The 25,238-nt window shown below is 45.1% G+C and carries 22 protein-coding genes; 15 read left to right on the top strand and 7 right to left on the bottom strand.

What is annotated here, in order from left to right; genetic code table 11:
- Positions 1 to 175: 175 nt before the first annotated feature.
- The 6 genes from MHB71_RS16570 (at position 176) to odhB (ending at position 7,789) form a co-directional block, all read left to right on the top strand.
- Positions 176 to 964: a DUF3891 family protein gene (locus MHB71_RS16570; RefSeq protein ID WP_340026953.1), complete on the top strand. Its 789-nt coding sequence runs from the start codon at positions 176 to 178 to the stop codon at positions 962 to 964.
- Positions 965 to 1,202: 238 nt separating this feature from the next.
- Positions 1,203 to 1,712, top strand: coding sequence for an 8-oxo-dGTP diphosphatase (locus tag MHB71_RS16565; protein WP_133384110.1), 510 nt, complete (start codon positions 1,203 to 1,205; stop codon positions 1,710 to 1,712).
- A 359-nt stretch (positions 1,713 to 2,071) separates the two neighbouring features.
- Positions 2,072 to 2,569, top strand: coding sequence for a GNAT family N-acetyltransferase (locus tag MHB71_RS16560; RefSeq protein WP_036610208.1), 498 nt, complete (start codon positions 2,072 to 2,074; stop codon positions 2,567 to 2,569).
- Entirely contained in the window at positions 2,570 to 3,004 is a 435-nt protein-coding gene (locus MHB71_RS16555; RefSeq protein WP_340026952.1) for an NUDIX domain-containing protein, read from the top strand. It abuts the gene before it with no gap.
- A gap of 634 nt (positions 3,005 to 3,638) precedes the next feature.
- Positions 3,639 to 6,512: a 2-oxoglutarate dehydrogenase E1 component gene (locus MHB71_RS16550; protein WP_047842236.1), complete on the top strand. Its 2,874-nt coding sequence runs from the start codon at positions 3,639 to 3,641 to the stop codon at positions 6,510 to 6,512.
- 5 nt (positions 6,513 to 6,517) lie between these two features.
- The gene (odhB, locus tag MHB71_RS16545; RefSeq protein ID WP_338708198.1) at positions 6,518 to 7,789 is read left to right on the top strand and encodes a 2-oxoglutarate dehydrogenase complex dihydrolipoyllysine-residue succinyltransferase; all 1,272 of its coding nucleotides are present in this window, start codon (positions 6,518 to 6,520) and stop codon (positions 7,787 to 7,789) included.
- A gap of 129 nt (positions 7,790 to 7,918) precedes the next feature.
- On the opposite strand, the gene MHB71_RS16540 is transcribed toward odhB, so the two are convergent.
- From MHB71_RS16540 to MHB71_RS16525, 4 genes are all read right to left on the bottom strand, one after another.
- On the bottom strand, positions 7,919 to 8,899 hold the full coding sequence (locus MHB71_RS16540) for an alpha/beta fold hydrolase (protein ID WP_340026951.1): 981 nt from the start codon (positions 8,897 to 8,899) through the stop codon (positions 7,919 to 7,921).
- A gap of 41 nt (positions 8,900 to 8,940) precedes the next feature.
- Positions 8,941 to 9,918 (bottom strand): type I phosphomannose isomerase catalytic subunit, encoded by a 978-nt coding sequence (locus MHB71_RS16535; RefSeq protein WP_340026950.1) that lies wholly within the window; start codon positions 9,916 to 9,918, stop codon positions 8,941 to 8,943.
- Positions 9,919 to 10,107: 189 nt separating this feature from the next.
- Positions 10,108 to 10,692, bottom strand: coding sequence for a class I SAM-dependent methyltransferase (locus tag MHB71_RS16530; protein ID WP_340026949.1), 585 nt, complete (start codon positions 10,690 to 10,692; stop codon positions 10,108 to 10,110).
- Entirely contained in the window at positions 10,693 to 11,646 is a 954-nt protein-coding gene (locus MHB71_RS16525) for a TIGR01212 family radical SAM protein (protein ID WP_036669734.1), read from the bottom strand.
- A 318-nt stretch (positions 11,647 to 11,964) separates the two neighbouring features.
- Between MHB71_RS16525 and MHB71_RS16520 the strand changes: the two genes are divergently transcribed.
- The gene (locus tag MHB71_RS16520) at positions 11,965 to 12,165 is read left to right on the top strand and encodes a hypothetical protein (protein ID WP_036610190.1); all 201 of its coding nucleotides are present in this window, start codon (positions 11,965 to 11,967) and stop codon (positions 12,163 to 12,165) included.
- Between the two features lie 152 nt (positions 12,166 to 12,317).
- Positions 12,318 to 13,073 (top strand): tRNA (guanosine(46)-N7)-methyltransferase TrmB, encoded by a 756-nt coding sequence (gene trmB / locus MHB71_RS16515; RefSeq protein WP_036610187.1) that lies wholly within the window; start codon positions 12,318 to 12,320, stop codon positions 13,071 to 13,073.
- Between the two features lie 129 nt (positions 13,074 to 13,202).
- Here the strand turns inward: trmB and MHB71_RS16510 are convergent, their stop codons facing one another.
- Complete coding sequence (locus MHB71_RS16510; RefSeq protein ID WP_340026948.1) at positions 13,203 to 15,455, bottom strand: AraC family transcriptional regulator; 2,253 nt, start codon at positions 15,453 to 15,455, stop codon at positions 13,203 to 13,205.
- Between the two features lie 408 nt (positions 15,456 to 15,863).
- Between MHB71_RS16510 and MHB71_RS16505 the strand changes: the two genes are divergently transcribed.
- The 3 genes from MHB71_RS16505 (at position 15,864) to MHB71_RS16495 (ending at position 19,383) form a co-directional block, all read left to right on the top strand.
- Complete coding sequence (locus MHB71_RS16505; protein WP_017689672.1) at positions 15,864 to 16,769, top strand: ABC transporter permease subunit; 906 nt, start codon at positions 15,864 to 15,866, stop codon at positions 16,767 to 16,769.
- 30 nt (positions 16,770 to 16,799) lie between these two features.
- Positions 16,800 to 17,729, top strand: coding sequence for a carbohydrate ABC transporter permease (locus tag MHB71_RS16500; protein ID WP_340026947.1), 930 nt, complete (start codon positions 16,800 to 16,802; stop codon positions 17,727 to 17,729).
- A gap of 106 nt (positions 17,730 to 17,835) precedes the next feature.
- Positions 17,836 to 19,383, top strand: coding sequence for an extracellular solute-binding protein (locus MHB71_RS16495; protein ID WP_340026946.1), 1,548 nt, complete (start codon positions 17,836 to 17,838; stop codon positions 19,381 to 19,383).
- A 140-nt stretch (positions 19,384 to 19,523) separates the two neighbouring features.
- On the opposite strand, the gene MHB71_RS16490 is transcribed toward MHB71_RS16495, so the two are convergent.
- Together MHB71_RS16490 and MHB71_RS16485 are read right to left on the bottom strand one after the other, a co-directional pair.
- Positions 19,524 to 20,675, bottom strand: coding sequence for a UDP-N-acetylglucosamine--LPS N-acetylglucosamine transferase (locus tag MHB71_RS16490; RefSeq protein ID WP_036669745.1), 1,152 nt, complete (start codon positions 20,673 to 20,675; stop codon positions 19,524 to 19,526).
- A 50-nt stretch (positions 20,676 to 20,725) separates the two neighbouring features.
- Positions 20,726 to 21,253, bottom strand: a complete 528-nt coding sequence (locus MHB71_RS16485) for a phosphatase PAP2 family protein (protein WP_017689668.1) — start codon at positions 21,251 to 21,253, stop codon at positions 20,726 to 20,728.
- Between the two features lie 711 nt (positions 21,254 to 21,964).
- Between MHB71_RS16485 and MHB71_RS16480 the strand changes: the two genes are divergently transcribed.
- The 4 genes from MHB71_RS16480 (at position 21,965) to rplT (ending at position 24,708) form a co-directional block, all read left to right on the top strand.
- Entirely contained in the window at positions 21,965 to 23,203 is a 1,239-nt protein-coding gene (locus tag MHB71_RS16480) for a glycosyltransferase family 2 protein (protein WP_036610177.1), read from the top strand.
- A gap of 334 nt (positions 23,204 to 23,537) precedes the next feature.
- Complete coding sequence (infC, locus tag MHB71_RS16475; protein ID WP_017689666.1) at positions 23,538 to 24,032, top strand: translation initiation factor IF-3; 495 nt, start codon at positions 23,538 to 23,540, stop codon at positions 24,030 to 24,032.
- A 24-nt stretch (positions 24,033 to 24,056) separates the two neighbouring features.
- On the top strand, positions 24,057 to 24,260 hold the full coding sequence (rpmI, locus tag MHB71_RS16470) for a 50S ribosomal protein L35 (RefSeq protein ID WP_017689665.1): 204 nt from the start codon (positions 24,057 to 24,059) through the stop codon (positions 24,258 to 24,260).
- 88 nt (positions 24,261 to 24,348) lie between these two features.
- Positions 24,349 to 24,708: a 50S ribosomal protein L20 gene (rplT, locus tag MHB71_RS16465; protein ID WP_017689664.1), complete on the top strand. Its 360-nt coding sequence runs from the start codon at positions 24,349 to 24,351 to the stop codon at positions 24,706 to 24,708.
- The last annotated feature ends 530 nt before the right edge of the window (positions 24,709 to 25,238 follow it).

Genomic DNA, 25,238 nt, shown 5'->3' with positions numbered 1-25,238 from the left:
TAATATAATTGTGGACACAACCTTTAGTGTATCAAATTTCAGCAAACTGACAACACCTTTACATTGTGCCTTTCATAATGCCTTTCGTCAAAATGGAGCGAAAAACAACTTACTAGGAAAGTTTAACCCAATTTATGTTAAAGTCAACGTATACCATGCGGAAGGGTGACAGCAAATGATCGTATATGAGAGAGAGCATGATTTTGTTTTGACTGCACAGCATGAGCATGGATTAGTAGCCGGAGAGATGGCTTCCCACTGGAAAAATGAATTACTAGCCGATGCTGCGCATCGGGATGAATTGATTCTAGCGGTCAAGGAACATGACCGTGGTTGGATTGAACTGGATTCATCTCCGTTCTGGAATGATTACAGTCAATCGCCGTATTCGTTTCGTGACTTTCCATTGCGTCCGCGTTTTGTATTCTACCATAAAGGGATTGAAGAAGTTCGTCAGAAAAACCTCTACGCCGGATTATTGTGTAGCTTGATGTACACGGAGCTATTTCAGAAAAATCTGGGGGCCAATGCTCAGGATGATGATGACATCCGAGATTATCTGCAACAAGAACACGAACGTCAGCTGGATTGGGAGAAACAGCTTGGTGGTGATGCTGAAGCACTGAAACAGAGGCTGCAAAGTGATGTGGAGATTATGCTTTTCTGTGATCAGCTCAGTCTGTTTCTCTGTATGGAGGAACCTGGAACACCTGCTGCGCGTTATGATTTTTTTGCAGAAGGACTCAGTTGTACATTTGATGCCTGTTCCAGACAACCGATTCAGGCAGAGTGGTTATCCAATGAAAAAGTAGGCCTGTCTTTTTTCCCGTTTGATGAGGACTTTACGATCGTTTTACCATATAAATCGGTACCAAAGGCAAGTATCCGCAAATTTGGTATGCAACAGGCTTATCGCCGGGCTGAATGGAAGGAACGCCGGGTGTTGATTACGGAATTGAACTGAGAACTGGAAACTCCAGGCTTGAGGAAATAGCAGCATAGAATATAACAAAACAGGCGGGCTTCTGATGTACAGGTGTACAGGGCGTCCGCCTTTCGTATGCATATATATCATCATAGACTATACTGTGAGACCGGTGAAAATACGAATGATTCAGAGTGGGAATAAAGAAGGAAAACACAGGTTATTCCCAGAAATGTTAGTGTACAGCAGAGAAGCGCATGTTAGCAGGAGGACGAATATGGATACTAGGATAGAAATATTAACGATGTGTATGGTATGGGACAAAATGAATGATCAGGTGTTGTTAATGAATCGGCCGGACCGCAAAGGATTTCCGGGATACATTGCTCCTGGGGGGAAGGTAGACTTTCCGGAGAGTATCGTGGATGGCGCCGTGCGGGAGGTTCTGGAGGAGACGGGGCTAGTAGTTAATGAAATTACGTATAAAGGGCTTGATGAGTTCTGTGATCCCGAACAAGGATTGCGGTACATGGTATTTAACTATTTGGCGACTTCATTCGAGGGTCAGTTATTGCAAGATCCGCCCGAAGGCGAGCTGTTATGGGTGCCGATGAAGCGGGTTTTTGAGCTGCCTATGCAGGATTGGTTCGCTGAACGTTTCCCACGTTTTTTCCAAAAAGGCACTTTTGAGCGGAGTGTGATCTGGGAGAAGTCATCCGGACGTACCCTGCAAGAGACATTTATGGTGTATAGCGATTCCGTACTTGAACAGAGTGGGACCCGATAAGTTAAACCGTCAGAAGGAGGAAAAATCATGGGATACCAGCATGCCCTGCAAGGATACATTGCGGCGACGCTTGATGGGGAATGGAAATTAATCCATGAGCATTTAAGCTTGGGTTAGGATAAAAATAATGCCTCATAATGTATCATCCATATCTATATATTTATATCCAAATATTATGATATAATGAAGTTTACTATTTTTATAGGAGATGACTAGTCTGTGGGTAATAGTGTGTGATTAATAGATTGAGTAAACTAGTTTGTTGAAATGAAGAATGATATATTTGTGGATTTGCCATACATAGGCTTCTGCAAACAGAACGTAAATGAATATTGTACGATGAAAAGGTGGAGATTGGCATGAAATTGTCGTTCCGGATTTTGGACTGGGAAGAAGAGAGACCCTACGAACTTTTGTTGATGGCTGATCCTTCAAAAGCAATTGTGGATGAATACCTGAGTCGGGGTGTTTGTTTTATTGCCGAGTATGAAGGAGAGATGGTTGGGGAGTTCGTATTGTTGAAGACTCGTCCAGAGACTGCGGAGATTGTTAATATTGCCGTACAGGAAGAACTGCAGGGACAAGGTGTAGGCAAACACATGATTAAGGAAGCGATGGAAGCTGCACGTAGATTGGGATGCCGAATTCTCGAGATTGGGACGGGCAACTCCAGCTTTCATCAATTGAAGTTATACCAACGTTGCGGTTTCCGCATTATCGGGGTTGATCGTGACTTCTTTGTGAGGCATTATGAGGAAGAGATTATAGAGGATGGTATCCGCTGTGTGGATATGATCCGTATGGCCATAGATCTGGATGCTGTTACAGAGGATGAAAACGAAAGGAAGAGTCCTTAAGTGAATCGGCATACACATATTGGGGTATATGGCTTGGTAGCTTGGGAGGGCCAATTCCTGTTGATTCATAAGGCTCGCGGAGCATATCAGGGGCAATGGGATTTACCAGGCGGAAGGCTGGAATTTGGCGAGCAACCAGAGACTGCTCTTCATCGTGAGATTGAAGAGGAGACGGGCCTGACCCATCTACAAGTGATGATTCGTTCTGCGGAGTCTACGGTACTGGAATGGGTGTATCAAGGTGAGCCGGAAGAGTTGCACCATATCGGGATGTTGTATGATGTTGTTTTGACCGCAGCCAGTCAGCCGGATCATATCAAAAAAGAACCCGATGGTGAAGATTCGTTGGGCGCGGACTGGTTTCCACTGGAGCAAGTTAGAGATCTTTCCCTAACGCCGTTTGCAGAGTATATGATTAGCAAAAGTACATCTTGATGTGCATCCTCAACTTTATTGTTAACTTAAATTTGATGAATCCAAAGAAGCTGCTCGGATAATTTATGTCTGGGCCAGCTTTTTGCTGTGGGTCTCCTGAAGAAACCCCCAATTATTTGTTGAATGTGACGTCAAATGGTTAATGTTTAACTTGACGGTTTGTTTTTGCACATAATGGACCACAATTCAATTAAGGAGGTAAAATGGGAGATCGTATGCCTATTTTGTTGTAATTAAGCGTTCGTTGTTCTACCCAAATTGATCGATTTATTCGATTCATCTAATTTATGCATCAATTGAACTAAAAATAGGAAATGCTCCTGAGCGTAAAAGTTTATAGAATAGATAGTAGAACATGGACTTCACTTGAAGAAGTGGAGAAAGTGTAACCTTCGAACGGATCAGGACAGTATTCGACATCTGTGCGACGGTATATACAATCATTGTTTTACTTTGATTTTGAAAACGCAGACAAACCTTGACGGGAGCGTCGGACTAACGTTACTACCACCAACAGCACGATTATTGGACTTCATGAAAAATTTCGCTTAAAATGTTGAACGAACGCAAATTACGGCTTAGTCAATGATTTCCGTCAAAAACTTATGACTAAATCAAGACGGAGGGAACGTCGATGACGATCGTGGAAGGCAACAAGAAGCCCTGGGAAAGTTACTATGGCCCCAATATGGGATACGTACAGGAACAATATGAATTATTCACTCAAGACCCTGGTTCGGTTACACCGGCTTATCGTGAACTATTTGAACAATGGGGTGCACCGCCGATGTCTGGCAGGGATGCACGCACAACCTTGAATTCCGGCAACGCCCAATCGGCTTCCGGAAGCGTAGACATTCAACTATTACAGAAAGCGGTTACAGCGGGTAAACTGGTATGGAACATCCGCACCTATGGTCATCTTGCTGCAGATATAGATCCGCTTGGAATCAGTGAAGATACAGACACATCTTTGCTGGAACCTCAGCATTTTGAATTAAACGAAGAAGATCTGAAAGCTTTGCCTGCTTCCCTGATCTGGGAAGGTGCAGATGGGCAGACAGCAACCGGATGGGATGCAATCCAACGTTTGCGTCAGATATACACTGGACCCATGGCCTACGAATTCAGTCATGTGCACGAAGTTCAAGAGCGTGAGTGGCTGAATCGTCGTGCGGAATCTCGGACATCACCGGCTCCACTTACGCCGAAAGAACGTAAGGCTTTGCTGGAACGTTTGGTTGAAGTCGAGCAATTTGAAGATTATCTTCACAAAACATTTGTTGGGCAGAAACGTTTCTCCATCGAAGGTAACGATGTGCTTGTGCCGATGCTGGATGAAGCTGTTCGCATCATGGCAGAAGCCGGATCAAGCCACATTCTGATGGGTATGGCCCACCGTGGACGGTTAAATGTACTGGCTCATGTTTTGGGCAAACCGTACAGCAAGATTTTCTCTGAATTTCATCATGCTCCGAACAAAGATTTGGTTCCATCGGAAGGTTCGACTGGGATCAACTACGGTTGGACGGGGGATGTCAAATATCATATGGGTGCCAACCGTTTTGTGAAAGACGGGGAAACTGTACAGGCACGCCTTACTCTGGCGAATAACCCGAGCCATCTGGAATACGTTAATCCGGTTGTACAAGGGTTTGCTCGTGCGGCTCAGGATGACCGTCGTGACCCTGGGTATCCGAAGCAGGACGTGACGAAGGCAGCTACCATTTTGATGCACGGTGATGCAGCATTCCCTGGAGAAGGGATCGTTGCAGAGACGCTTAACTTCAAAGCTCTGCCAGGATATCAGAATGGCGGAACCATCCATATTATCGTCAACAATCGTCTGGGTTTCACTACAGATAGCAGTGATTCCCGTTCAACGTACTACGCAAGTGACCTTGCTAAAGGGTACGAAATTCCGATTGTACACGTGAATGCGGACAATCCGGATGCTTGTATTGCAGCCATTCGTATGGCAGCCGAGTATCGCAATCGCTTCAAAAAGGATTTCCTGATCGACTTGATCGGTTATCGTCGCTACGGCCATAACGAAACCGATGATCCCGAAACAACTCAACCTATCGTTTATGACAAGGTGAAAAACCATCCAACGGTAAGCCACTTGTATCAGGATCAGTTGAAAGAGGAATCGATTATCGATGATGCATCCATTACGAGCATTCGCGATGGAGTAACGAACAAATTAAAAGAAGCTTATGACCAGATGAAGAAAAATGAAGTGCATGAATATTATCAGCGGAAAATCAGTGAGCCGGAGGCTGTTACGATTACTCCGACTGCGGTACCGCTTGAGAATCTTCGCAGCATTAATGCCGATCTGCTGAAATGGCCTGAGAACTTCAATGTGTATCCGAAGTTACAGCGAATTTTGCAACGCCGGAGCACTTCCCTGAACGAAGGGGAAAAAGTGGATTGGAGCCTTGCGGAGACACTCGCATTTGCAACCATTCTGGCAGATGGCAAGCCAATTCGGATTAGTGGACAGGATGCCGAGCGTGCTACATTCGCTCATCGGAATCTGGTGTTGCATGATTCGGAGAATGGAGCAAAGTTCTGCCCATTACATCACTTGCCACAGGCAAGAGCATCCTTTGCAATCTATAACAGTCCGTTGTCTGAAGAATCCGTTGTTGGATTCGAATACGGATATAACGTATATTCACCCGATACACTGGTCATCTGGGAAGCTCAATTCGGTGACTTTGCCAACTGTGCACAGGTTATCTTTGATCAGTTTGTATCCGCGGGTCGTGCCAAATGGTCTCAGAAATCCAGTCTGGTCATGTTGCTTCCACATGCGAATGAGGGTCAGGGACCTGAGCATACAAGTGCTCGTCTTGAACGCTTCCTGCAGCTTTGTGCAGAAGACAACATGACGGTTGCCAACTTGTCGAGTGCTTCGCAGTACTTCCACTTGTTGCGTCGTCAAGCTTCGTTGACTGAAACGGAAGATGCTCGTCCACTTGTGATGATGTCACCAAAAAGTCTCATTCGGAATCCGCGTGTTGCTTCACCGGCAGTCGAATTCAGTGAAGGCAAGTTTGAGCTTGTGCTGGAGCAAGCCGGACTGGGCACACAGCCGGATCGCGTAGAGCGCATTATTTTGTGCAGTGGCAAGATTGCCATTGACTTGGAAGATGCTTTTGAAAAAGATAAAGCTGATTGGTCATGGCTTCACATCATTCGAGTGGAACAGCTATATCCGTTCCCGGCAGAAGAGATCAAACGTATACTCGCACGTTTCAGCAATGTAAAAGAACTGGTATGGGTACAGGAAGAAAACAAAAACATGGGTGCCTGGACATACATGGAGCCTCGTCTTCGTGAAGTTGCCCCGGAAGGCACAACCGTTAGATACGAAGGTCGCCCGGAACACGCAAGTCCTTCCAGCGGTTATCAGCTTGTGCATAGTATGGAACAGCAACAGATTATTACATCTGCGTTGAAACAGACGACGAAGAATAATATTCCACTGGGGAGGTAACAGCTGTGAGTGAAATTAAAGTACCTGCAATGGGTGAGTCAATAACTGAGGGAACTGTATCCAGATGGATGGTTAAAGAAGGGGATACCGTTAATCAGGGTGATGTGCTTCTTGAACTGGAAACGGATAAAGTAAATATTGAGATCAGCGCAGAAGAAAGTGGCGTGCTGGAGAAGATCATTCGTCAGGAAGGAGAGACGGTAGTGATCGGTGAAACGATCGGTACACTCTCAGCTGGTTCTGGAGGAGGAAGCGGTGCACCCGCTTCCGAACCAGCAGCTGAAGAGAAAAAGGCCGTTACTCCTGCACCTGAAGCTCCAACACCACCATCGGCACCTGTTGCGGCAGCGCCAGAGTCATCTGATAGTGCTAAGACGGCTTCACCGTCTGCCCGTAAGCTTGCACGTGAACGTGGTATCGAGTTGGATCAGGTTCAGAGCAAAGATCCAATTGGACGGGTATACCAGGACGATGTGAAGAGTCATAACAATCAGGCTCCTGCTCCTGCTGCTCCACCTGCGAGTAAAGCTCCAGCAGCACCAAGTGCTCCGGCAGCTGGAAATTCAACCTATACCAAACCAGTGGAGCGTCAGCGGATGTCTCGCCGTCGTGCAACCATTGCGAAACGTCTGGTAGAGGCTCAGCAGACAGCAGCCATGTTGACTACGTTTAATGAAGTTGATATGACTGCGATCATGGATGTACGTAAACGCCGTAAGGACAAGTTCAAAGAGAAACATGAGATTAACCTGGGCTTCATGTCCTTCTTCACCAAAGCGGTTGTGGGGGCTCTGAAAAAATTCCCTACAATTAACGCAGAGATTGATGGCGAAGATGTTGTACTCAAAAAGTATTATGATATCGGCATCGCCGTATCTGCGAAGGAAGGACTGGTTGTACCGGTTGTGCGTGATGCCGATCGTCTGGGCTTTGCCGAGATCGAGAAGAGCATTGCGGACCTGGCATCAAAAGCTCGTTCCAACACGCTGGCGTTATCTGATCTGCAAGGTGGAACGTTCACCATCACCAATGGTGGAACATTTGGTTCCTTGTTGTCTACGCCAATTCTGAATACACCTCAAGTGGGTATTCTGGGGATGCATAAGATCCAGCTTCGTCCAGTGGCGATTGATGCAGAACGGATGGAGAACCGTCCAATGATGTACATCGCGTTGTCCTACGATCACCGGATTATCGACGGTAGTGAGGCTGTTCGCTTCCTCGTAACCGTGAAAGAACTGCTTGAAGACCCGGAATCCCTGTTAATTGAAGGTTAATCCATAACGTTTGATTATAGCTATTATTCATATCGCTTGACAAGAAAACCCCTGAACTGGTGCGCAGCGTGAGCTGTGCATCCGATTCAGGGGTTTCTTTTGGCTCTTGGTATGTTGTCTCCGACTCTATTATATAGAGTCAGCCGTCTCAGTCAGGTTCAACGGACTAGGGGGTGTATTCGAGTCAGGGGTATTCCGCTTTAGCCAGTTCACAACGTGCTGGGCCACTTCTGTTCGGTTAATCTCATGCAGCATTTCATGGCGTCCATCCGGATAAAGGCGATACTCAATATTCTCCAGGTGAAGTTTCTTATACTGCGAGACCAGATTAAGAACGCCTTTGCCATGAAGTCCGACAGGGTCCTTCTCACCTGAGAACAGGTATACGGGTTTGTGTTTGGGTATGCGCTCCATATTGTGTGGAAGATGGACTTCAAGTAGCAATTTGAAGAAGTCGCGGAAAAAGCCTGCTGTACAGACGGCTCCGCACAGGGGGTCATCAATGAATCGCTGAACCTCTTGTGAGTCCCGGGACAACCAATCAAACGGTGTCGTTGCAGGGCGGAAAGAGCGATTAAATCCACCAAATACAATCGCGTTGAGCAGCATGCTGGGGTGGGTAGCCCCCTGAATGCCGCATTGTAAAAAGGCGAGTTTCTCTCCAAACCGGAGCAGACCACGTCTGCCGTTTGTCCCGGATAAAATAAAGGCATGGTACTGCTCATGACCAGCGTACATGAGATGTTGTACCAAGAATGAGCCCATGCTATGTCCCATTAGAAATAGGGGCACCCCAGGATTCTCTTTGGCGGCTACTTCGCCCAGATTGATCATATCACTCGCCATCCAGCGGAAGGCATCGATACCAGCATTACCAAGCAACTTGGCATTCTCCACAGTTTTGCCATGACCCCGATGGTCATTGGCATAAACCGCATAGCCATTTTGGGTAAGGATGTCGGCAAATTCGGCGTATCGGGCTGCTGTCTCGCCCATGCCGTGTGCAATTTGCACTACACCTTTAACGTTGCATTCCGGATCGGGAAGCCAGCGGTACACATGAATACGGGTACCTTCACTAGCGACCAAGGCAAAGGTAGATTCCTGCATCTCGTGTAATTCCTCCTTCACAGGTTACATATAAGCTTGATTTAGGGCAGATAAGAGCGAAGAACAGTGGTGTTCCCGTTCAATGTATAAGAACCCAGATTGGCTGGCAAGAGATAACATTGTCCAGCTTTCAATTCAATGCTGTCTGATTCAGCATGTGCCCACTCCAAAGTTCCTTCTCCTTCACAGACAACGAGAATCGTGAAGCTGTCAGGATTGGTGGAGAGTTCCCAACGTTTATTCACAATACCTTTTTCAACTACAAAATAAGGGCATTCCGCAAGCTTGAGCCATTCACCAGGAGTAGCGTTATTTGTTTTCATCGTTGAGGCACCTGCGCCCTCATAGGCGGTGACATTTAATGAGTCTTCAACATGCAACTCACGTGGTTTGCCATCCAGCCCTGGACGATTGTAATCGTAGATCCGATACGTCGTATCTGAGTTTTGCTGAATCTCAGCGACAACGACACCTGCACAGAGCGCATGCACTGTTCCAGCAGGGATAAAGAACGTATCACCAGCTTCTACAGGTACCTGACGAAGGGTATCCATCACCGTGCCGTTTTCCAATGCTTCTTTTAATGTTGCCCGATCAACGCCTTCATTCAAGCCATAGATGATGTGCGCGCCCGGTTTTGCGTCGAGTACATACCACATTTCTGTTTTGCCAAGCTCGCCAAGAGGAAGTGCCTCATACTCGTCAGTTGGATGAACCTGAACGGACAGGTCATCGTTGCAGTCAAGCAGCTTAATCAGAAGGGGGAAACGGCCGCCTTTTTCAGAGACACCTTTGGTTCCAAGCCATTCGGTGCCCAGTTGTTCACGAACTTCATCCAGACCCTTGCCAGCCAGTGCTCCATTTAATACCTTGGTTGTACCGTTGGGATGATCTGCAATCATCCATCCTTCTCCGATATGTCCTTCAGGGGGCGTAAGGCCGAATTGCTCCAGCGCACGACCGCCCCACACACGTTCTTTGAACTCAGGTTGGAATTGTAATGGGTATGGCGTAGACATCAGTAATCTCTCCTCTAGTATATGAAATGGTGGATCGCTTTAATCAGTCATGGGCATGTAGTCGCCATGAGCAAACAAGTGAATACGTTTGCATATGTAGATGTAGAACACAGATCGCAGTAAGAAAAAGCCGTTAATAGCTCGCCTTGCGATTGTGTCTAGTTTATTGTATTTGGTGAACAAAGGAAATTATTTTTTCTCGATTCCGATCAGAAAAGGAGAAGTTTCTCGCTGCAATTGGCGATAGATCACAACCTGTGCCTGTTCCACCGGAAGGGCAGAGGACCAGCCCAATACAGCTTCTGCTTCCTGTGCCCCTCCGTCATGACCGGGGTAGAGCACAACCGTAATAATTCCGCGAGGACGTAATAAAGCGAGTGCAGCCTCGAGTGCAGCGATCGTGCTGTCAGTCTCGGTGATGATGGAGGAATCTGCACTTTCTGAAGGCAGGTACCCCAGATTGAACATAACTGCACCAACCGTACCAAGCCAGGACTCAGGAACTGCTTCTGCCATTCGATCATGGCTTAGTTGAAGCATGGAGATGGAGCCAAGCTTGGCTTCATCATTTTGTTTTCGAATCCGGGCCTGTGCCAGCGTGAGGGCTTCACTTTGAATATCGAATCCAATGACTTGACCACGCCGGCCAACTTGTTGTGCCAAAAATAGTGTGTCTGCTCCTGTACCCACCGTTGCATCTATCGCCAGATCACCTGGCTGCAGACGGGAAGCAATCCACTGATGCGCACAGCTGAGAACCGAAAGAAAGCCCATCTATGCTCGCCTCCAATACTTACCTTGCCATGAATCCCGCTCTCGCAGCTCACGATCAATGGAGTTTAACACTTCCCATTTGTTCATGGACCACATCGGTCCAATCAACAGATCACGCGGTGCGTCGCCTGTAAGACGGTGTACGATCATTTCCGGTGGAAGCATCTCCAGTGTATCTACGATCAGTTTGATGTACTCGTCCTGATCCAGAAAACGTAAAAGACCAGCTTCGTATTGCTTCACCATTGGTGTTTTGCGCATCAGATGTAACAGGTGAATCTTGATTCCCTGTACATCCATATTGGCAACTGCCCGTCCAGTGTCCAGCATCATCTCATGTGTCTCTTGAGGCAGACCATATATGATATGTGTGCACACACGTATATTCCGTTTACGCAGTTTCTCAACCGCCTCTTCGTAACACTTCGTGTCGTGCGCGCGATTAATCAATGTTGATGTGGAATCATGGATGGTTTGAAGCCCCATCTCAACCCACAGATAGGTGCGTTCGTTCAGTTCAGCCAAATAATCAACAACGTCATCTGGCAAACAATCCGGGCGAGTGGCGATGGACAAACCAACAACACCGGGTTGCTCAAGAATTTCTTCAAAATATTCGCGCAGCTCCTCAACCGGAGCATACGTATTCGTATAGGCTTGGAAGTAGCCAATATAATGGGCTTTAGGCCACTTGAGGTGCTGTTTATCTCGAATTGTATTGAATTGGGTGACCAGATCTTCACGTCTGCTGCCAGCAAAATCGCCTGATCCACGCGCACTGCAGAAGGTGCAACCACCTTTGGCAATGGAACCGTCGCGGTTGGGACAGGTGAATCCAGCATCCAGCATTACTTTGAAAACCTTATTGTTAAATTGATCTCGCATCTCATAATTCCAGGTATGGAATCGTTTATCTCCCCACAGGAGAGGGGACTGTAATGCAGGTGCATTCATTTTCAGGGTACTCCTTTGGTTGTCGAATTACCGTAATCATACGTGAACAAAAGAAGAAGCGCTATGCGATTTCCGTCATAGACGATGGATAGCGATTATAGGTGTCTTCATGAACTTTTATCATTGTATCAAAAAACTAAAAAAAAAGGGAATCGAAACGCAAAAATAGGCCGTAAAATCAAGGTTTTCTCCTTGCTATAGTTTACACCTTATGTTATATTTAAATCAGCGTCAGACACCATCTAATGGGTATTATTCATCATAGCATTTGAATCAACGTTGACGTCATGGACCATACTATACCGTGAGGTGATATGAATGAATTCCCAAGTTAAAAACAATGAATTGAATCATGTGTCTGTTGAATTGACGGCAGAAGAAGCACTGGCTTTAACAGGTGTTCGTTTTAATGGAAATCCGAAAGTGAAAGCGGCTGCAAGACAAAAAGTTCGCGATGCTTTCGAAAAGACATTTGATTTTTCACACCAAGATAAGGTAGACTATGAACTACTAAAGTAGTTGGACCCCAATTCCAAATAAATCGAAGAGGGAATCTTTGAGATTTGCCCAAAGTGGCAGATCCGAAGATTCCCTTTTCATTGCTCTTTACAATTTGCCAGTTCTTCGGCAAAATAAGTCTGAGACAAGTATGGGACAAACGGAGGAATAAAATGCGTTTACGTGGTAGAAAAGGGATAAGAGAAAATCTGGAGCAACAAGTTGATCTTGTTGTACTGGACCCGAAGCAACATAAAGGAAAATGGTCTGAACTGTTTGGCAATGATCACCCGATCTTCGTGGAATTTGGTATGGGTAAAGGTCAATTTATCAGCCAAATGAGTTATAAATATCCGGAATTTAATTTCATCGGTATTGATATGTATGATGAACTGGTGCGTCGTGCCAGTGAGAAAGCTCGTAATGCGTGGAGTCAGGCTGATGTGGAGACACCTCCGAACCTGAAGCTTGCGCTGGCGAATATTGAACAGATCGAAGAAGTTTTTGAACCGGAAGAACTGGAACGCATTTATTTGAACTTCAGTGATCCTTGGCCAAAAGCAAAGCATGCACGTCGTCGTTTGACGCACCCGCGCTTCCTGAAGAAATACACGGAATTGCTTAATCCCAAAGGTGAGATTCATTTCAAAACCGATTCGGAGACGCTGTTTGATTTCTCACTCAACGCCATTGCCGACTTCGGCCTGCAAATGACCAATATTTCTTTGAATCTGCATCGTGATGGTTTGAATGAAGAACATGTGATGACGGAGTACGAGCAGAAATTCATGGGTAAAGGTATGAACATTCACCGGGTTGAAGTGATTGTGGGTGAAGAGGCCCTGCGTGAGTATCAGCAGACACGTCTGGACAAGTATAAAGTTCGTGAAGCTTCTGATGAGTCTGGTGAAGATCAGGAACAGGAATAAATCGAAATCTAACTTAAACTCATTAAAGAAGAGCGACACATGAGGTGAATGATTCATTCTCATAGGTCGCTCTTTTTTTGCATAAACAATCCATGTGCAATGCTCCATAAACTCAAGTCTGGTATGATTTCAAAAGTTCTCTGAATGAAATTCTTTGCGGCGATAATCGTTTGGTGTAACACCATTGAACTTTTTGAACATGCGATAGAAGTATGAACTGTTGGTGAATCCGGTTCTCTCGGCAATGTCGGCAACGGAGTTCTCCGTCTCCACCAGCAGATGCTGGGCCTTGGCTATGCGGGTTTCGTTAATCACGTCCGTGAGCCCTTTCAGGGTGAGCTGTTTGTAGAGCCTGCTTACATAGATGGGCGACATGCCCAACTCATCTGCGATAGAAGTTAGACATAGATTGGGGTCCGCATAGTCCCGCTCAATAATGCCATTGATTTTACGAATCAATTCTTCGTGCTTCAGCGTACGTTTCTCCTCGACTTTGGAACCAAGCTCATCAAACATCCGATAAAAGTGTTCATGTACTTCACTGATGTCTTCCGCGTCTTTGACAGGCAGCATTAGACCATCCGAGACTGAATCAAGCGTAAGTTGATTATTCTTCTTGAGGGTATTTCGTACATGGTTCAGTGTCATCGTCAGATGGGATAAAGCTAGCTGAAAGACGGTAAATGGATATGCGGCTGTCTCGCCGACGATGTCTGCATAGACTTGTTTTGCTTCTCGCGTCTTACCTGTCATTAGATGATCAACAAGCTGTCTTTCCTTACCTGCTGGGAATGCGTACTCCTTGGTGTGATAAGCCATGATGTCAGAGGTATAGATTAGACAGCCCGGTCCCATGAACAAACGATGCAGTGAGGCTTCGGCTGATCTGGTGTAGGATGCAATACTGTCTTCCAATGAATCTTCTTCCGTGCCGATCGTACAGGAGATGGAGCATTTCAAATGGGTCATTACAGCTGCCTGCATCATACGTAGCAGCTCTTCGATCCGGTTATGAGCAGGTTGCTCAAGTTCATGGTTTTCCGCTTTTTCATTGAAGATGAGTGTGATCAGATCACCGCCCATATCCACAGCTTCCGCATTGTAGTGGAGATCGGCTGTCTCGGTGCAGATGTTCATCATGGCGTATTTTACAAGCTGGGTCTCATCACGATACGTTTCGCTGAATTCGGTAAAATGGTCAATACGCAGCAATACCAGTCTGGATGCACGGTGAACATCAATAGAGGAGCCGTAGAACTTCATCCGTTCTTCCAGCATACCCCCAGTTACTGTTTCGCGGCCCTGTAGGGCCCCTCGTAGAAAATCCTGCCGTAACAAATGAAGACTGCCACGTCGCTCTGCTTCCATCACACGTAAACGAACAAGCACCTTATCAATAGGGTGATATAGTTTTCGGGACACAAGGTAAGAGAGCAGTAACCCTGCGAAGAGAAGTCCAACACAAAACAGAACGGTATGTGTGCGCATACTCCGTATATCTGAGGTAATCAGATCATAAGGTGTTATTCTTACATAACGCCAACCCAGGTCATCGGGAGCGGTATAGGTGATGAGCGATTTTTCTCCGTCGACTTTCTCGGTAAAGTAAGCTGATTGCCCCGTATCCTGGATAATTGGCTTCATAAAAGCTTCGTTGGAGAGATTTTTCATCAATGCACGGTCGCCAAAGTCAGATAAAAGGTCTCCCTTCTCATTTACGATAAAGGTCTTGCCTGGTTGATCCACAGCATTCATATTTGGACTGAGCCAATCATCCTTGATATTAACGATGACAGCGTAGTTTAGTTTGGCATTGTCATTGATCGTGTCATAACAGAGATAGGTGTAGCTGTTAACCTCTGTCGCTTCGGTAGAACCGACCTGATATGTACGCGGGATGGGAACAAAAGGTTTATAGTCATGGAAGTTCTGGAGGATACTTTTAATCCCCTGATCGTCGATCTCCGAGATAGACTGCTGCCCATTGCGCACGTCGGAACTGATAAAGAATTCATTGCTTTTGGAGTTATATACATAGATAGATTCGATAAAGGGAAGGGACATACGGTAGTTGTCTAGCTGCTCCATCGCGGATGTGATTTCATAGATATTTGGTTTGGAATAGAGCAGTAATGAAGAGATGGTGTAGTCCTGATAAATCTGATATGACAATGATTTTGCAGTCTCGGTCATTTTGGCCACTTCACGGCTGGTTTGAGTAAGACTGTTCATATCTGTACGATACACCTGGCGAAGAGCAATCCGATTATAGTTGACGTACAAAATAGAAGAAGCCACAAGTAAGGTAGCGACGGTACTGATAATAATGCCGATCAGAATCCGTGTGAAGACCTTCTGACTGTCCTCTGAACGTTTACGCATTCTGTTTCCCCCTCAGACCTCCTATTTTGGGTGAACAACATAGAATTTCATATACATATGTGAGGCTTCATATATCGATGTACAGAAGAGCAAGAGTAACTTGAATTATATATTATGTATGCGTTTACATCAATGCTGGACAGGCCATTTTGCCTGTTTTCTCTACATAAAGTTCAACTTTCGCTGGATTGTTCACTAGGTGTAGCCTATGCACGATATCAACATTTGTGAACGGATGTATGTGAATGTCTGTTCATTTCATGGTTCGTTCATTTTGTTCATAGTTCATTTCGCAGAATCGTTCATTTTCTGAAGGGAAGCTTCAGTATCCGTGAGTGAAGAGAGCATCTACAATAAAAAGAGAGCTCCACCACGTAGCACCGCAAGAAATTCGGGAGGGATCGAGCCATGCTCAAAGAATTGAACAAAAACAAAATCATGTTTCTGATGCTGTTGCCCACGCTGATCTTTTTTCTGATTAACTCGTATTTTCCGATGGTCGGCATCTATTATGCGTTCACCCGGTATGATTTTGAAGGCGGATTATTTGGTAGTCCATTTGTCGGTCTGGAGAACTTTAAGTTCCTATGGCAATCCGGAATGTTGCTGAAGCTCACAACCAATACCGTGGGTTACAATCTCGCCTTCATTATATTAGGAAACGGTCTGGCGATCTTCTGTGCGATCATGCTTAGCGAGATCCGGGGCAGGTTATTCAAAAAAATCACGCAATCCGTCATGTTTTTGCCGTATTTCATCTCATTTGTACTATTAAGTGTAATCGCTTATAACATGTTCAACTACGAGTCGGGTTTTGTGAACACGGTGCTCAAACGTTTTGAGGCCGGCCCGGTCGACATTTATAACACACCCTGGATCTGGGTGTTCCTGATCATCATCTTTTATCTATGGAAAAATCTTGGATACAGCATGGTCATCTATCTGGCCGCCATAACGGGTATCAGTGACGAGTATTATGAAGCTGCCCGAATCGACGGGGCGAATATATTTCAGCGGATCTGGTACATTACGGTACCCATGCTGAAGCCAACCTTTGTCATCCTGTTGTTGTTCTCACTCGGCAGCATTATGAAGGGGCAGTTTGACCTGTTCTATCAACTGATCGGTAATAATGGGGTGCTGTACAATGCTACAGATATTATTGATACGTATGTGTACCGTTCACTGAAAGTAACGTTTGATATCGGGATGGCAACGGCTGCTGGTCTGTATCAGTCCTTGTTTGGATTCATTTTGATCATGACCGTCAACTATATTATCCGCAAAGTAAATGAGGACTACGCCTTGTTCTAGAACGCCCGCAGGGCAGGAGGGAGAACGATCATGAACACGCCAATGAATACTAACACTCGTACGAATACTCGTCTCAGAGATTCGGAATTCACTTTCATGTTTCAACTGATTTCCTACAGCTTCATCATCATTTTATCGATCATGTGTCTGCTACCGTTTCTGCTGATTCTATCCGGTTCATTCAGCAGCAACGAGTCCATTGTGAGGGATGGTTATCACCTCTTTCCAACGGACTTTTCCCTGGAAGGTTACAAAATGGTTTTTACATTCCCTACAAAGGTACTCAAGGCTTATGGGGTAACGGTCTTTACAACGGTGGTGGGGACTACGCTTGGGCTGTTCCTCATCACGATGGCCGGATTTGTGCTCCAGCGTAAGGATTTTAAATATCGGAACACGTTCTCGTTTTTTATCTACTTCACAACCCTGTTTGGTGGGGGACTTGTGCCTTGGTACATTATGTTGGCGAACTACTTCAATCTCACAGATACGTACACCGTACTGATTTTCCCGGGGTTGATGACGCCATTCCTCATTATCCTGATGAAAAACTTCATTCGCTCGGCAGTGCCGGATGAATTGATTGAGTCCGCCAAAATTGATGGAGCGAATGACTTCCGCATCTATTTCAGCATTGTGTTGAAACTGGCGATGCCTGGTATCGCCACCGTAGGTCTGTTCTTGGCACTCGGTTACTGGAATGACTGGTTTACCTCATCCCTCTTCATTAACAACCCGGATATGTACCAACTGCAATTTTATCTCTACAACACGATGAACACGATCACATTCATTGACCAGATGGCGATTGGCACAGGGATCACACTCAGTCAGGATGTGCCTACCGAATCAACCAAGATGGCAATGGCCATCGTTGTAACGGGACCGATTTTGTTCCTGTATCCGTTTGTACAACGTTATTTTGTTAAAGGACTCACCATTGGTGCAGTGAAAGGTTAGAACGTGAACGCGCTGTGGGCGTCAGGCCATTGACATCATTTCAGGTCTGAAGCATGGCGAGTCTGCGCTAACATATAAAGGTTCACCACAAAAAGGGAGGATGCGTATGCGTAACAAAACAATTCGGCACCTGTCTCTGGTACTTGCCCTGATGTTGTTCGCCGGGGTACTTGCCGCATGTAATAACGGTTCGGGGGGATCGACGCAAGGAAGCGAGCAGGGAGGAACATCCGGGAACAAAGGCGAGAAAGTCACGCTTCAATTTTACATGCTTGGGGATGCTCCGAAAGATCTGCCTGTCATTGAATCCGAGATCAATAAGCTGGCTGAGGCTGATCTGAACGTCAATGTGAAATTCAACTACACCTCATGGACCGACTGGGATCAAAAATATAAATTGTTGCTGTCTTCCGGGCAGCCGATCGATCTGATCTTCACAGCGGATTGGACATTCTACCAGTCCTATGCCAAGAAGGGCGCGTTCCTGCCACTGGATGAAATGCTGCCTACGGCAGCGCCGGCGCTGAAAGCTCATGTACCTGATGACATGTGGAATGCTGTCAAAATCAATGACAAAATCTATACTGTTCCATCCACTTGGATTGAGTATGTAACCGAGGGAATTGCGTACCGTGAGGACTTGCGCGAGAAGTACAATCTTCCAAAACCGGAATCCTTGGAGACGCTAGAAGCGTATCTGGAGGGCATCAAAGCCAACGAACCCAATATGATTCCGATTGCGGATAGCAATGCCAACCATACCCATGGTATTCGTCAATTGACATCCAAGCTGGTTAATACAGCAGGTCAACTTCCATATGGGCTGGATATTATGTATGAAACACCAACAACCGTGACGTCCTACTGGGGATCGGCGCAACATCTGGAAGACCTGAAAACATACAAACGCTGGATGGATAAAGGCTTTTTCCCGAAAAACGTACTGAATGTAAAGGATACTTCCAACTCATTGCTGCAAAATGGAAAAGCGGCTGTTGTTCTGTCCGGGGAGAACCCGAACAAATTTAATGCAGATGTTATCAAGGTGCAGTCTACTCATTCAGATTGGAAACTGGCTTATTTCCCGTACCCGAATGCGAAAGGGTTTGCACAACCGGTTCACCCGATCCACAATGGTTTTGCGATTCCGCGTAGCAGTAAAAACCCGGAAAAAGCATTGGCATTTTATGAGAAACTGGTGACAGACAAACGATATAATTGGTTGACTGAATACGGCGTTGAAGGCAAAAACTTCGAGGTAGATAATGGATACTACAAAATGGTCGGAGATGCACAAACCAACGGCTTCCCACGTGAGGGTATGAATGGTTGGGCATGGCGTAATCCGGAATTCATGCTCTATGATAAAACCTTTGATGACGTGCTAACCATGTTTGAAGATCTCGACAAAATCAAAAAGCCGGATATTTATACCGGATTTGCTGAAGACTGGACACCGTACCAAGCCGAGAAGGCTGCATTGGAACAAGTGGAAAAACAATATCTGTATCCGCTTAATGTAGGTTTGGTGGCAGACGTAGAGGCTGGGTTGAACACATTTATGGAGAAGGCTAAACAAGCAGGATTGGAAAAAATTCAGGCAGAATACACCAAGCAGTGGCAGGAGTATTTGAAGTCTACAGGCATACAATAGTTTGTACTTTCCTTCATAAAGAAAAGGTGCCTTCTGATTCGAAGGCACCTTTTCAATGTGGTTGCAGGCTTGTTTGAAGCCGTTGGTTAGAGGCGTGATTGGACGAAAAATACAGGAAGCGACATCCTAATGGGATAAATTCATAAACGGGCCTCTTCTGCGGATGAAGGACGAACGTCCTCCAGCAGATCGATAATACTTTGAGCGCTCTGCATTGGATGAACCTTGGCGATTTCCGCCAGATGACGTTTGCGTTTACGTACAACATCCGGGTAGTGATGCAACAGCTTGTTCATCCATTTAACCACTACGTCGGGCGAAGTTATGGGTTCTCCCAACCCTCTTGCTGTAAAATAATGGACGTTTTCTTCTTCCTGACCAGGTATAGGGTTGTGGAACAACATGGGAATTCCTTTCGCCAAGCCTTCACTGCATGTCATTCCCCCAGGTTTGGTGATCAGAAGGTCGGATACTTCCATTAATTTGTCCACTTCGTTGGTGTACCCCATAATGTGAATATTTTCTTTGCGATACATCGGGTTCTGTTCCATGCTGATCCGTGTTTTATCATTGCGACCCAGACAAAAAATGATCTGAATATCTTCATGCCAGCGTGTCAGCAACGGATGGACCAGCTTGTCGCTGAGCATTCCCCAACCGCCGCCCATCACCAGTACAGTAGGCATGTTCTTGAGGTTAAATCTGCTTCGGATCTCTTCTCGCCCGGGATGCTCCCAAAAATTTGGATGCACCGGAATGCCCGTGACTCGAATGTTGTCTGCAGGTACGCCTCGTAGCATTAGTTTGGACTTAACCTCATCTGAAGAAACCAGATAAAGGTCTACTTCACGGTTAATCCACGTCCCATGTGCATCATAGTCGGTGATGACTGTGCATAGGGGAACCTGTACACCCAGACGTTTCAGTCTGGATATGACAGCACTTGGAATCGGATGTGTACAGACAATCGCATCGGGACGTAACTGGCGCACAACGCTGCGTGTGTGTGTATAGAACAGTTTATGCAACGCCAGTGTGGTCAGCCTGTTCAATGATTTTTTATATTGGTGTCTGTATACGTATCCGAAAAGTTTGGGTTGGTTGGTAACCGTTTTTTTGTATGCTGTTATAATCAGAGGTGCAACCTTTGGATTTAAGAAACTTCCCAGTTCAAGCACTTTTGTCTGCACGTCTGGCGAGAGCTTTCGCAAATTGCTGGACAGTGCATAGGCGGCTTGAGTATGACCCGTACCAAAGCCTTCAGATAATAGTAATACTCTTTTTTTCTCCACGCTTACTTCACCTGTTCCTGCTAGGTTTTTCTGAGTCTAACATATCGGCTTTAAGACCAGAATGCAACTGTTGCAAGTGCGACTAAAGTACCTATTGTGGCACCCGCCAGAACATCGGAAGGATAGTGTAACCCCAGATAAATTCGAGAGAATCCGACAATAAGGGCCACAGGCAACAATATTAGCAATAAGATCGGATCAGTGGTCATAAAGGGAACTGTGACCGAAAAAATGGCAGTTGTGTGCCCTGAAGGAAACGAGTGATCCGTCAGGGGATTACGGAACGTAATTGTATCCGGCAAGGCCAGATAAGGTCGAATGCGTGGATACAATTTTTTCGCGATAGCTACAGGGATGTGGCTGACCGCAAGGGCGATACATGCCTGGAGTCCTGTTGTGCTCCATGGAGCTGGAGCAAGCAGCCAGATTAACAACGATATTGCAATAGATGAAGTTGCTCCACCCAGGTGGGTGAAATAATACAGCCAAAAATTCATAAAACGATTATGAAGTCGGCCGTTGATCCACATAAAAACATTTCGATCATAATCTTGAAACTTTAAGAATAAACGGCTCATATTGGCCTCCTGCCAGTCAGGCCGCCCGTAATGGCGGCATTATTTCCGGTGATTTTCTGCATCCGGTTTCGTCCTGATTAGTATATAACCGTTTTTCATGAACTTGAGGTTATTTCAGGTATATGTTTATCATATTTTTAAATGTTGTCCTTTTCAAGAAGAACCCATGTAAAGAACGTGAAATTCATGTTAAAGAGTGGATATATACCCATCTTAACTTTTTGACTTGGGTCAGCCAAAAAAGATACAATGATTCAACATGGCTGAAATGAGGTAAAAAAAATGTGAGTTCTGTTTCAAACTTTTTGAGGTCTGTTTGCGTTATTTGTTATAGAGCCTCTGACGAAGAATAACATGCTGATGAAAAAAGCAGGGACTTTAGAAATAAAAATCAAGTAAACGGCTGAAAATAAGATATAACAGGCATGAATGCGAGGTTGTGGTATCACGAAGTGTCTATTCAGCGTTTAAAGATCACATTTCTGCTTCAAAAAGTGGAATTGGGGTTTTGACAAATGACTGAAAAGGATACAGAATCGATAAAGCAGCCAACTGATAGCAACCAAGCTTTGAAACATTGCCTGATATATTCACGTAGTACACAAAAGAACAGGGTCATATTCTGCAGATCAAAAAAAAATAAATTGCAGAATCAGGAAGAGAAATGCTTGAGTAAACTGGGTTTTGAAAAAAAGGGGGTAACAGAGAACGATGTTGGACGCTATATTCGTCACGATGCAGGTCATTCTGGCACTGCTAGCCGTGTACCAATTCACGTTTTCGCTGTTCGGTCTGATTAAGAAAAAGAAAAAGAAACATTATCCGGCGACAAAGTCATTCGCTGTACTCGTCGCAGCACACAATGAGGAACAAGTCATTGGTGCCTTGATGGAGAACTTGAAACAACTTGATTATCCGGAAGATCTGTACGATGTGTTTGTCATCTGTGACAACTGTACGGATGGAACGGCTCAAATTGTCAGAGAGCATGGATTAAACGCCTGTGTACGTACCAATGCCGATTTAAGAGGTAAAGGGTACGCCATCGAATGGATGCTTAAGTACCTGTGGAAATTGCCACGTCAGTATGACGCAGTTGTTATGTTTGACGCGGATAACCTGGTTGACCGTAACTTCTTGCTTGAGATGAATGATGACTTGAACAATGGTTCACGTGTTATCCAAGGATACATTGATACGAAAAATCCGGAGGATTCCTGGATTACTGCAGCTTACGGTGTTTCTTACTGGTACATCAACCGTCTGTGGCAGTTGTCTCGTCATAACTTGAATATGGCGAATTTCCTCGGAGGAACCGGAATGTGCTTTGAGACCAACCTGTTGAAGGAAATTGGTTGGGGTGCAACAAGTCTGGTTGAGGATCTGGAGTTTACGATGCGCAGTGTGCAACGTAATGTGTATCCTGTTTTCAACTATGACGCCAAAGTATTTGATGAGAAGCCATTAACATTCAAAGCTTCAGCGAGACAACGTCTGCGCTGGATGCAAGGTCACTTTACAGTTGCGCGTAGATACTTCTTCCCGCTGCTATGGCAGTCCATTAAGGAAAGAAGCTTGGTGAAATTCGACCTTGCTATCTATGGAGCCAATGTCTATGTGGTGTTGCTTACGTTCCTGATGACGGCTGTGATGTGGGTAGACATGGCGATATTCAGTGGTCCGCACATTGCTAATATTTATGGATACTTCCCGTTATGGGTTGGGTTCGTGGCTATTGGTTTGAACATTCTGACGTTCCTGTTGTCCATGGCGCTGGAGAAGGTTACCTTTGCCAAAGTTTATCTATATCTGATTCTGTTCCCGATCTACCTGCTGTCTTGGTACCCGATTACGTTCTACGCTTTCTTTACGCAGAACAACAAACAGTGGAGCCACACTCAACATACACGTGTTGTACGGTTGGATGAGGTGCAAAGCAAACAAGGGTAAGGAACCTGCATTTGATACTTTGTTGACATCTGATATCACAAATGGGTAATTCACGAAAAAAGTTGTGAAAAATGTTGACAATGTATTTCATGGGTGATATAGTATTTAAGTGCCTTAAAGCGAATAGCAATGGAATCACAAGCAGAAGTCCGACTTCTCACCTGATCAACAAACATGTTGGCTGGTCAACGATCCCAATAATTTATGAAGTGTATACTCATGAAGAATTGTGTTGATTACAGGGATGTCGGTAGCTTGACCGGCATCCCTTTTATTTTTGTGTAACTGGATATTCAAAATGACCTGGAGGTGGACGATTATTAGTAAAGATCACATGATTAATGATGAGATTCGGGCGAAGGAAGTACGCCTTGTCGGAGCTGAAGGAGAACAAATTGGGATTACGCCCATTCGCGAAGCACTGCAAATGGCGATTGACCTGAATTTGGATCTGGTCAATGTGGCACCACAGGCTAAACCGCCGGTGTGTCGTATTATGGACTATGGCAAATTCCGCTATGAGCAACAAAAGAAAGATAAAGAAGCCCGTAAGAACCAGAAAATTGTTGATATTAAAGAAGTATGGTTCCGTTCCAATATTGAGGAGCACGATTATCAAACGAAGCTTCGTAATGTAGTTAAGTTTTTGAACGAAGGCGACAAAGTGAAATGTTCTGTTCGTTATCGCGGACGTGAAATTGCACATGCCGCGATTGGTCAACGGATTTTGGAGCGCGTTAAGGTAGAAGTTGCAGAACTTTGTACTGTTGAACGTCAACCGAAATTGGAAGGCCGCAGTATGATCATGATCTTGGCTCCTAAAGCCTGATAACATTGGAGGAGGAAACACAAAATGCCTAAAATGAAAACACACAGCAGTTTGAAAGGACGCTTCAAAATTACCGGTTCCGGTAAGGTCCTTCGTTACAAAGCTCACAAAAACCACTTGCTTTCCCACAAATCCAAACGTGCTAAGCGCGTTCTGAACGGTAACCCAGTTATGGCTGCCGGGGATGTTAGACGTTTGAAACAAGGCTTGGCTAACTTGAAAGGCTAATTCTAATTAGTAGATTCCGTATGGGGGATCGGCTACGGCCGTACACATACCACGGATACATTTATATTTATTTGGGAGGTTCTTTAATATGGCAAGAGTAAAAGGCGGTTTTGTAGTACGTCGTCGTCATAAAAAGGTTTTGAAACTGGCAAGAGGTTATTTCGGTTCCAAACACCGTATTTTTAAAACAGCTAACGAGCAAGTAATGAAATCCCTGGTATACGCATACCGTGACCGTCGCAACACGAAACGTAACTTCCGCAGACTGTGGATCGTTCGTATCAATGCTGCAGCACGTATGAATGGTTTGTCTTACAACAAACTGATTCATGGTTTGAAACTTGCTGGAGTAGACATGAACCGCAAAATGTTGGCTGATCTGGCCGTTAACGACATCAATGCGTTCAACTCTTTGGCTACTGTAGCTAAAGGCAAAATCAACGCTTAAATTGTATGATACAAGCCGCCGTACCTATATGGCGGCTTTTTTTACGGCTTGGAAGAAATTCGAGGATGAATCTCTGAATGAGTTAGAGCGAATAGGTTGTAGTCTGGAAGGGAACAATGAAACCAGATAACTGGTGAATAACGGTCCATGGGAATACATAAAATACGAACGGTGAAATAATACAAATAAAAACAGGTAAATCCCTCTCATCACTAAAGTTCGCGATATGTTTTTGTTATATAACATCACATCGTTGTAACGTTAGTGTGTTAAAACGCTAAATTATTAAGCGTTTTCAATAAAAAAAGAACAAAAATATGTGATATTTGGTGATGAAACATCTGGATTTTAACACTGGTTGATTGTATAATCACCTCTAGTAGGCTAGTCCTAGATTTTTCTCTCCATGTCATAATGTTCGGTTTTTCGACAGATGATAGGATGCTTCAAGGGTGAGAATGCGCTTGTAATGTCGAAGAAACCATACATTCTGCATAAAAGTCATTCCTGCTATCTGTTAACCGTTCAAT

The organism is Paenibacillus sp. FSL H7-0940 (assembly GCF_037979415.1).
Taxonomy (GTDB): Bacteria; Bacillota; Bacilli; order Paenibacillales; family Paenibacillaceae; genus Paenibacillus; species Paenibacillus amylolyticus.
Note: the sequence above shows the minus strand (reverse complement) of the source record. Positions and strands in the feature narration are given on the sequence as shown.

Coding starts and splice junctions, on each gene's coding strand:
- MHB71_RS16540 (WP_340026951.1), bottom strand. CDS start 8,899: ATGCAGGAATCTACCTTTGCCTTGGTCGCTAGTGAAGGTACCCGTATT.
- MHB71_RS16560 (WP_036610208.1), top strand. CDS start 2,072: ATGAAATTGTCGTTCCGGATTTTGGACTGGGAAGAAGAGAGACCCTAC.
- MHB71_RS16485 (WP_017689668.1), bottom strand. CDS start 21,253: ATGAGCCGTTTATTCTTAAAGTTTCAAGATTATGATCGAAATGTTTTT.
- rpmI (WP_017689665.1), top strand. CDS start 24,057: ATGCCTAAAATGAAAACACACAGCAGTTTGAAAGGACGCTTCAAAATT.
- MHB71_RS16510 (WP_340026948.1), bottom strand. CDS start 15,455: ATGCGTAAACGTTCAGAGGACAGTCAGAAGGTCTTCACACGGATTCTG.
- MHB71_RS16520 (WP_036610190.1), top strand. CDS start 11,965: ATGAATTCCCAAGTTAAAAACAATGAATTGAATCATGTGTCTGTTGAA.
- MHB71_RS16480 (WP_036610177.1), top strand. CDS start 21,965: ATGTTGGACGCTATATTCGTCACGATGCAGGTCATTCTGGCACTGCTA.
- infC (WP_017689666.1), top strand. CDS start 23,538: ATGATTAATGATGAGATTCGGGCGAAGGAAGTACGCCTTGTCGGAGCT.
- MHB71_RS16570 (WP_340026953.1), top strand. CDS start 176: ATGATCGTATATGAGAGAGAGCATGATTTTGTTTTGACTGCACAGCAT.
- MHB71_RS16495 (WP_340026946.1), top strand. CDS start 17,836: ATGCGTAACAAAACAATTCGGCACCTGTCTCTGGTACTTGCCCTGATG.
- MHB71_RS16500 (WP_340026947.1), top strand. CDS start 16,800: ATGAACACGCCAATGAATACTAACACTCGTACGAATACTCGTCTCAGA.
- MHB71_RS16550 (WP_047842236.1), top strand. CDS start 3,639: ATGACGATCGTGGAAGGCAACAAGAAGCCCTGGGAAAGTTACTATGGC.
- MHB71_RS16505 (WP_017689672.1), top strand. CDS start 15,864: ATGCTCAAAGAATTGAACAAAAACAAAATCATGTTTCTGATGCTGTTG.
- rplT (WP_017689664.1), top strand. CDS start 24,349: ATGGCAAGAGTAAAAGGCGGTTTTGTAGTACGTCGTCGTCATAAAAAG.
- trmB (WP_036610187.1), top strand. CDS start 12,318: ATGCGTTTACGTGGTAGAAAAGGGATAAGAGAAAATCTGGAGCAACAA.
- MHB71_RS16565 (WP_133384110.1), top strand. CDS start 1,203: ATGGATACTAGGATAGAAATATTAACGATGTGTATGGTATGGGACAAA.
- MHB71_RS16535 (WP_340026950.1), bottom strand. CDS start 9,918: ATGTCTACGCCATACCCATTACAATTCCAACCTGAGTTCAAAGAACGT.
- MHB71_RS16525 (WP_036669734.1), bottom strand. CDS start 11,646: ATGAATGCACCTGCATTACAGTCCCCTCTCCTGTGGGGAGATAAACGA.
- MHB71_RS16530 (WP_340026949.1), bottom strand. CDS start 10,692: ATGGGCTTTCTTTCGGTTCTCAGCTGTGCGCATCAGTGGATTGCTTCC.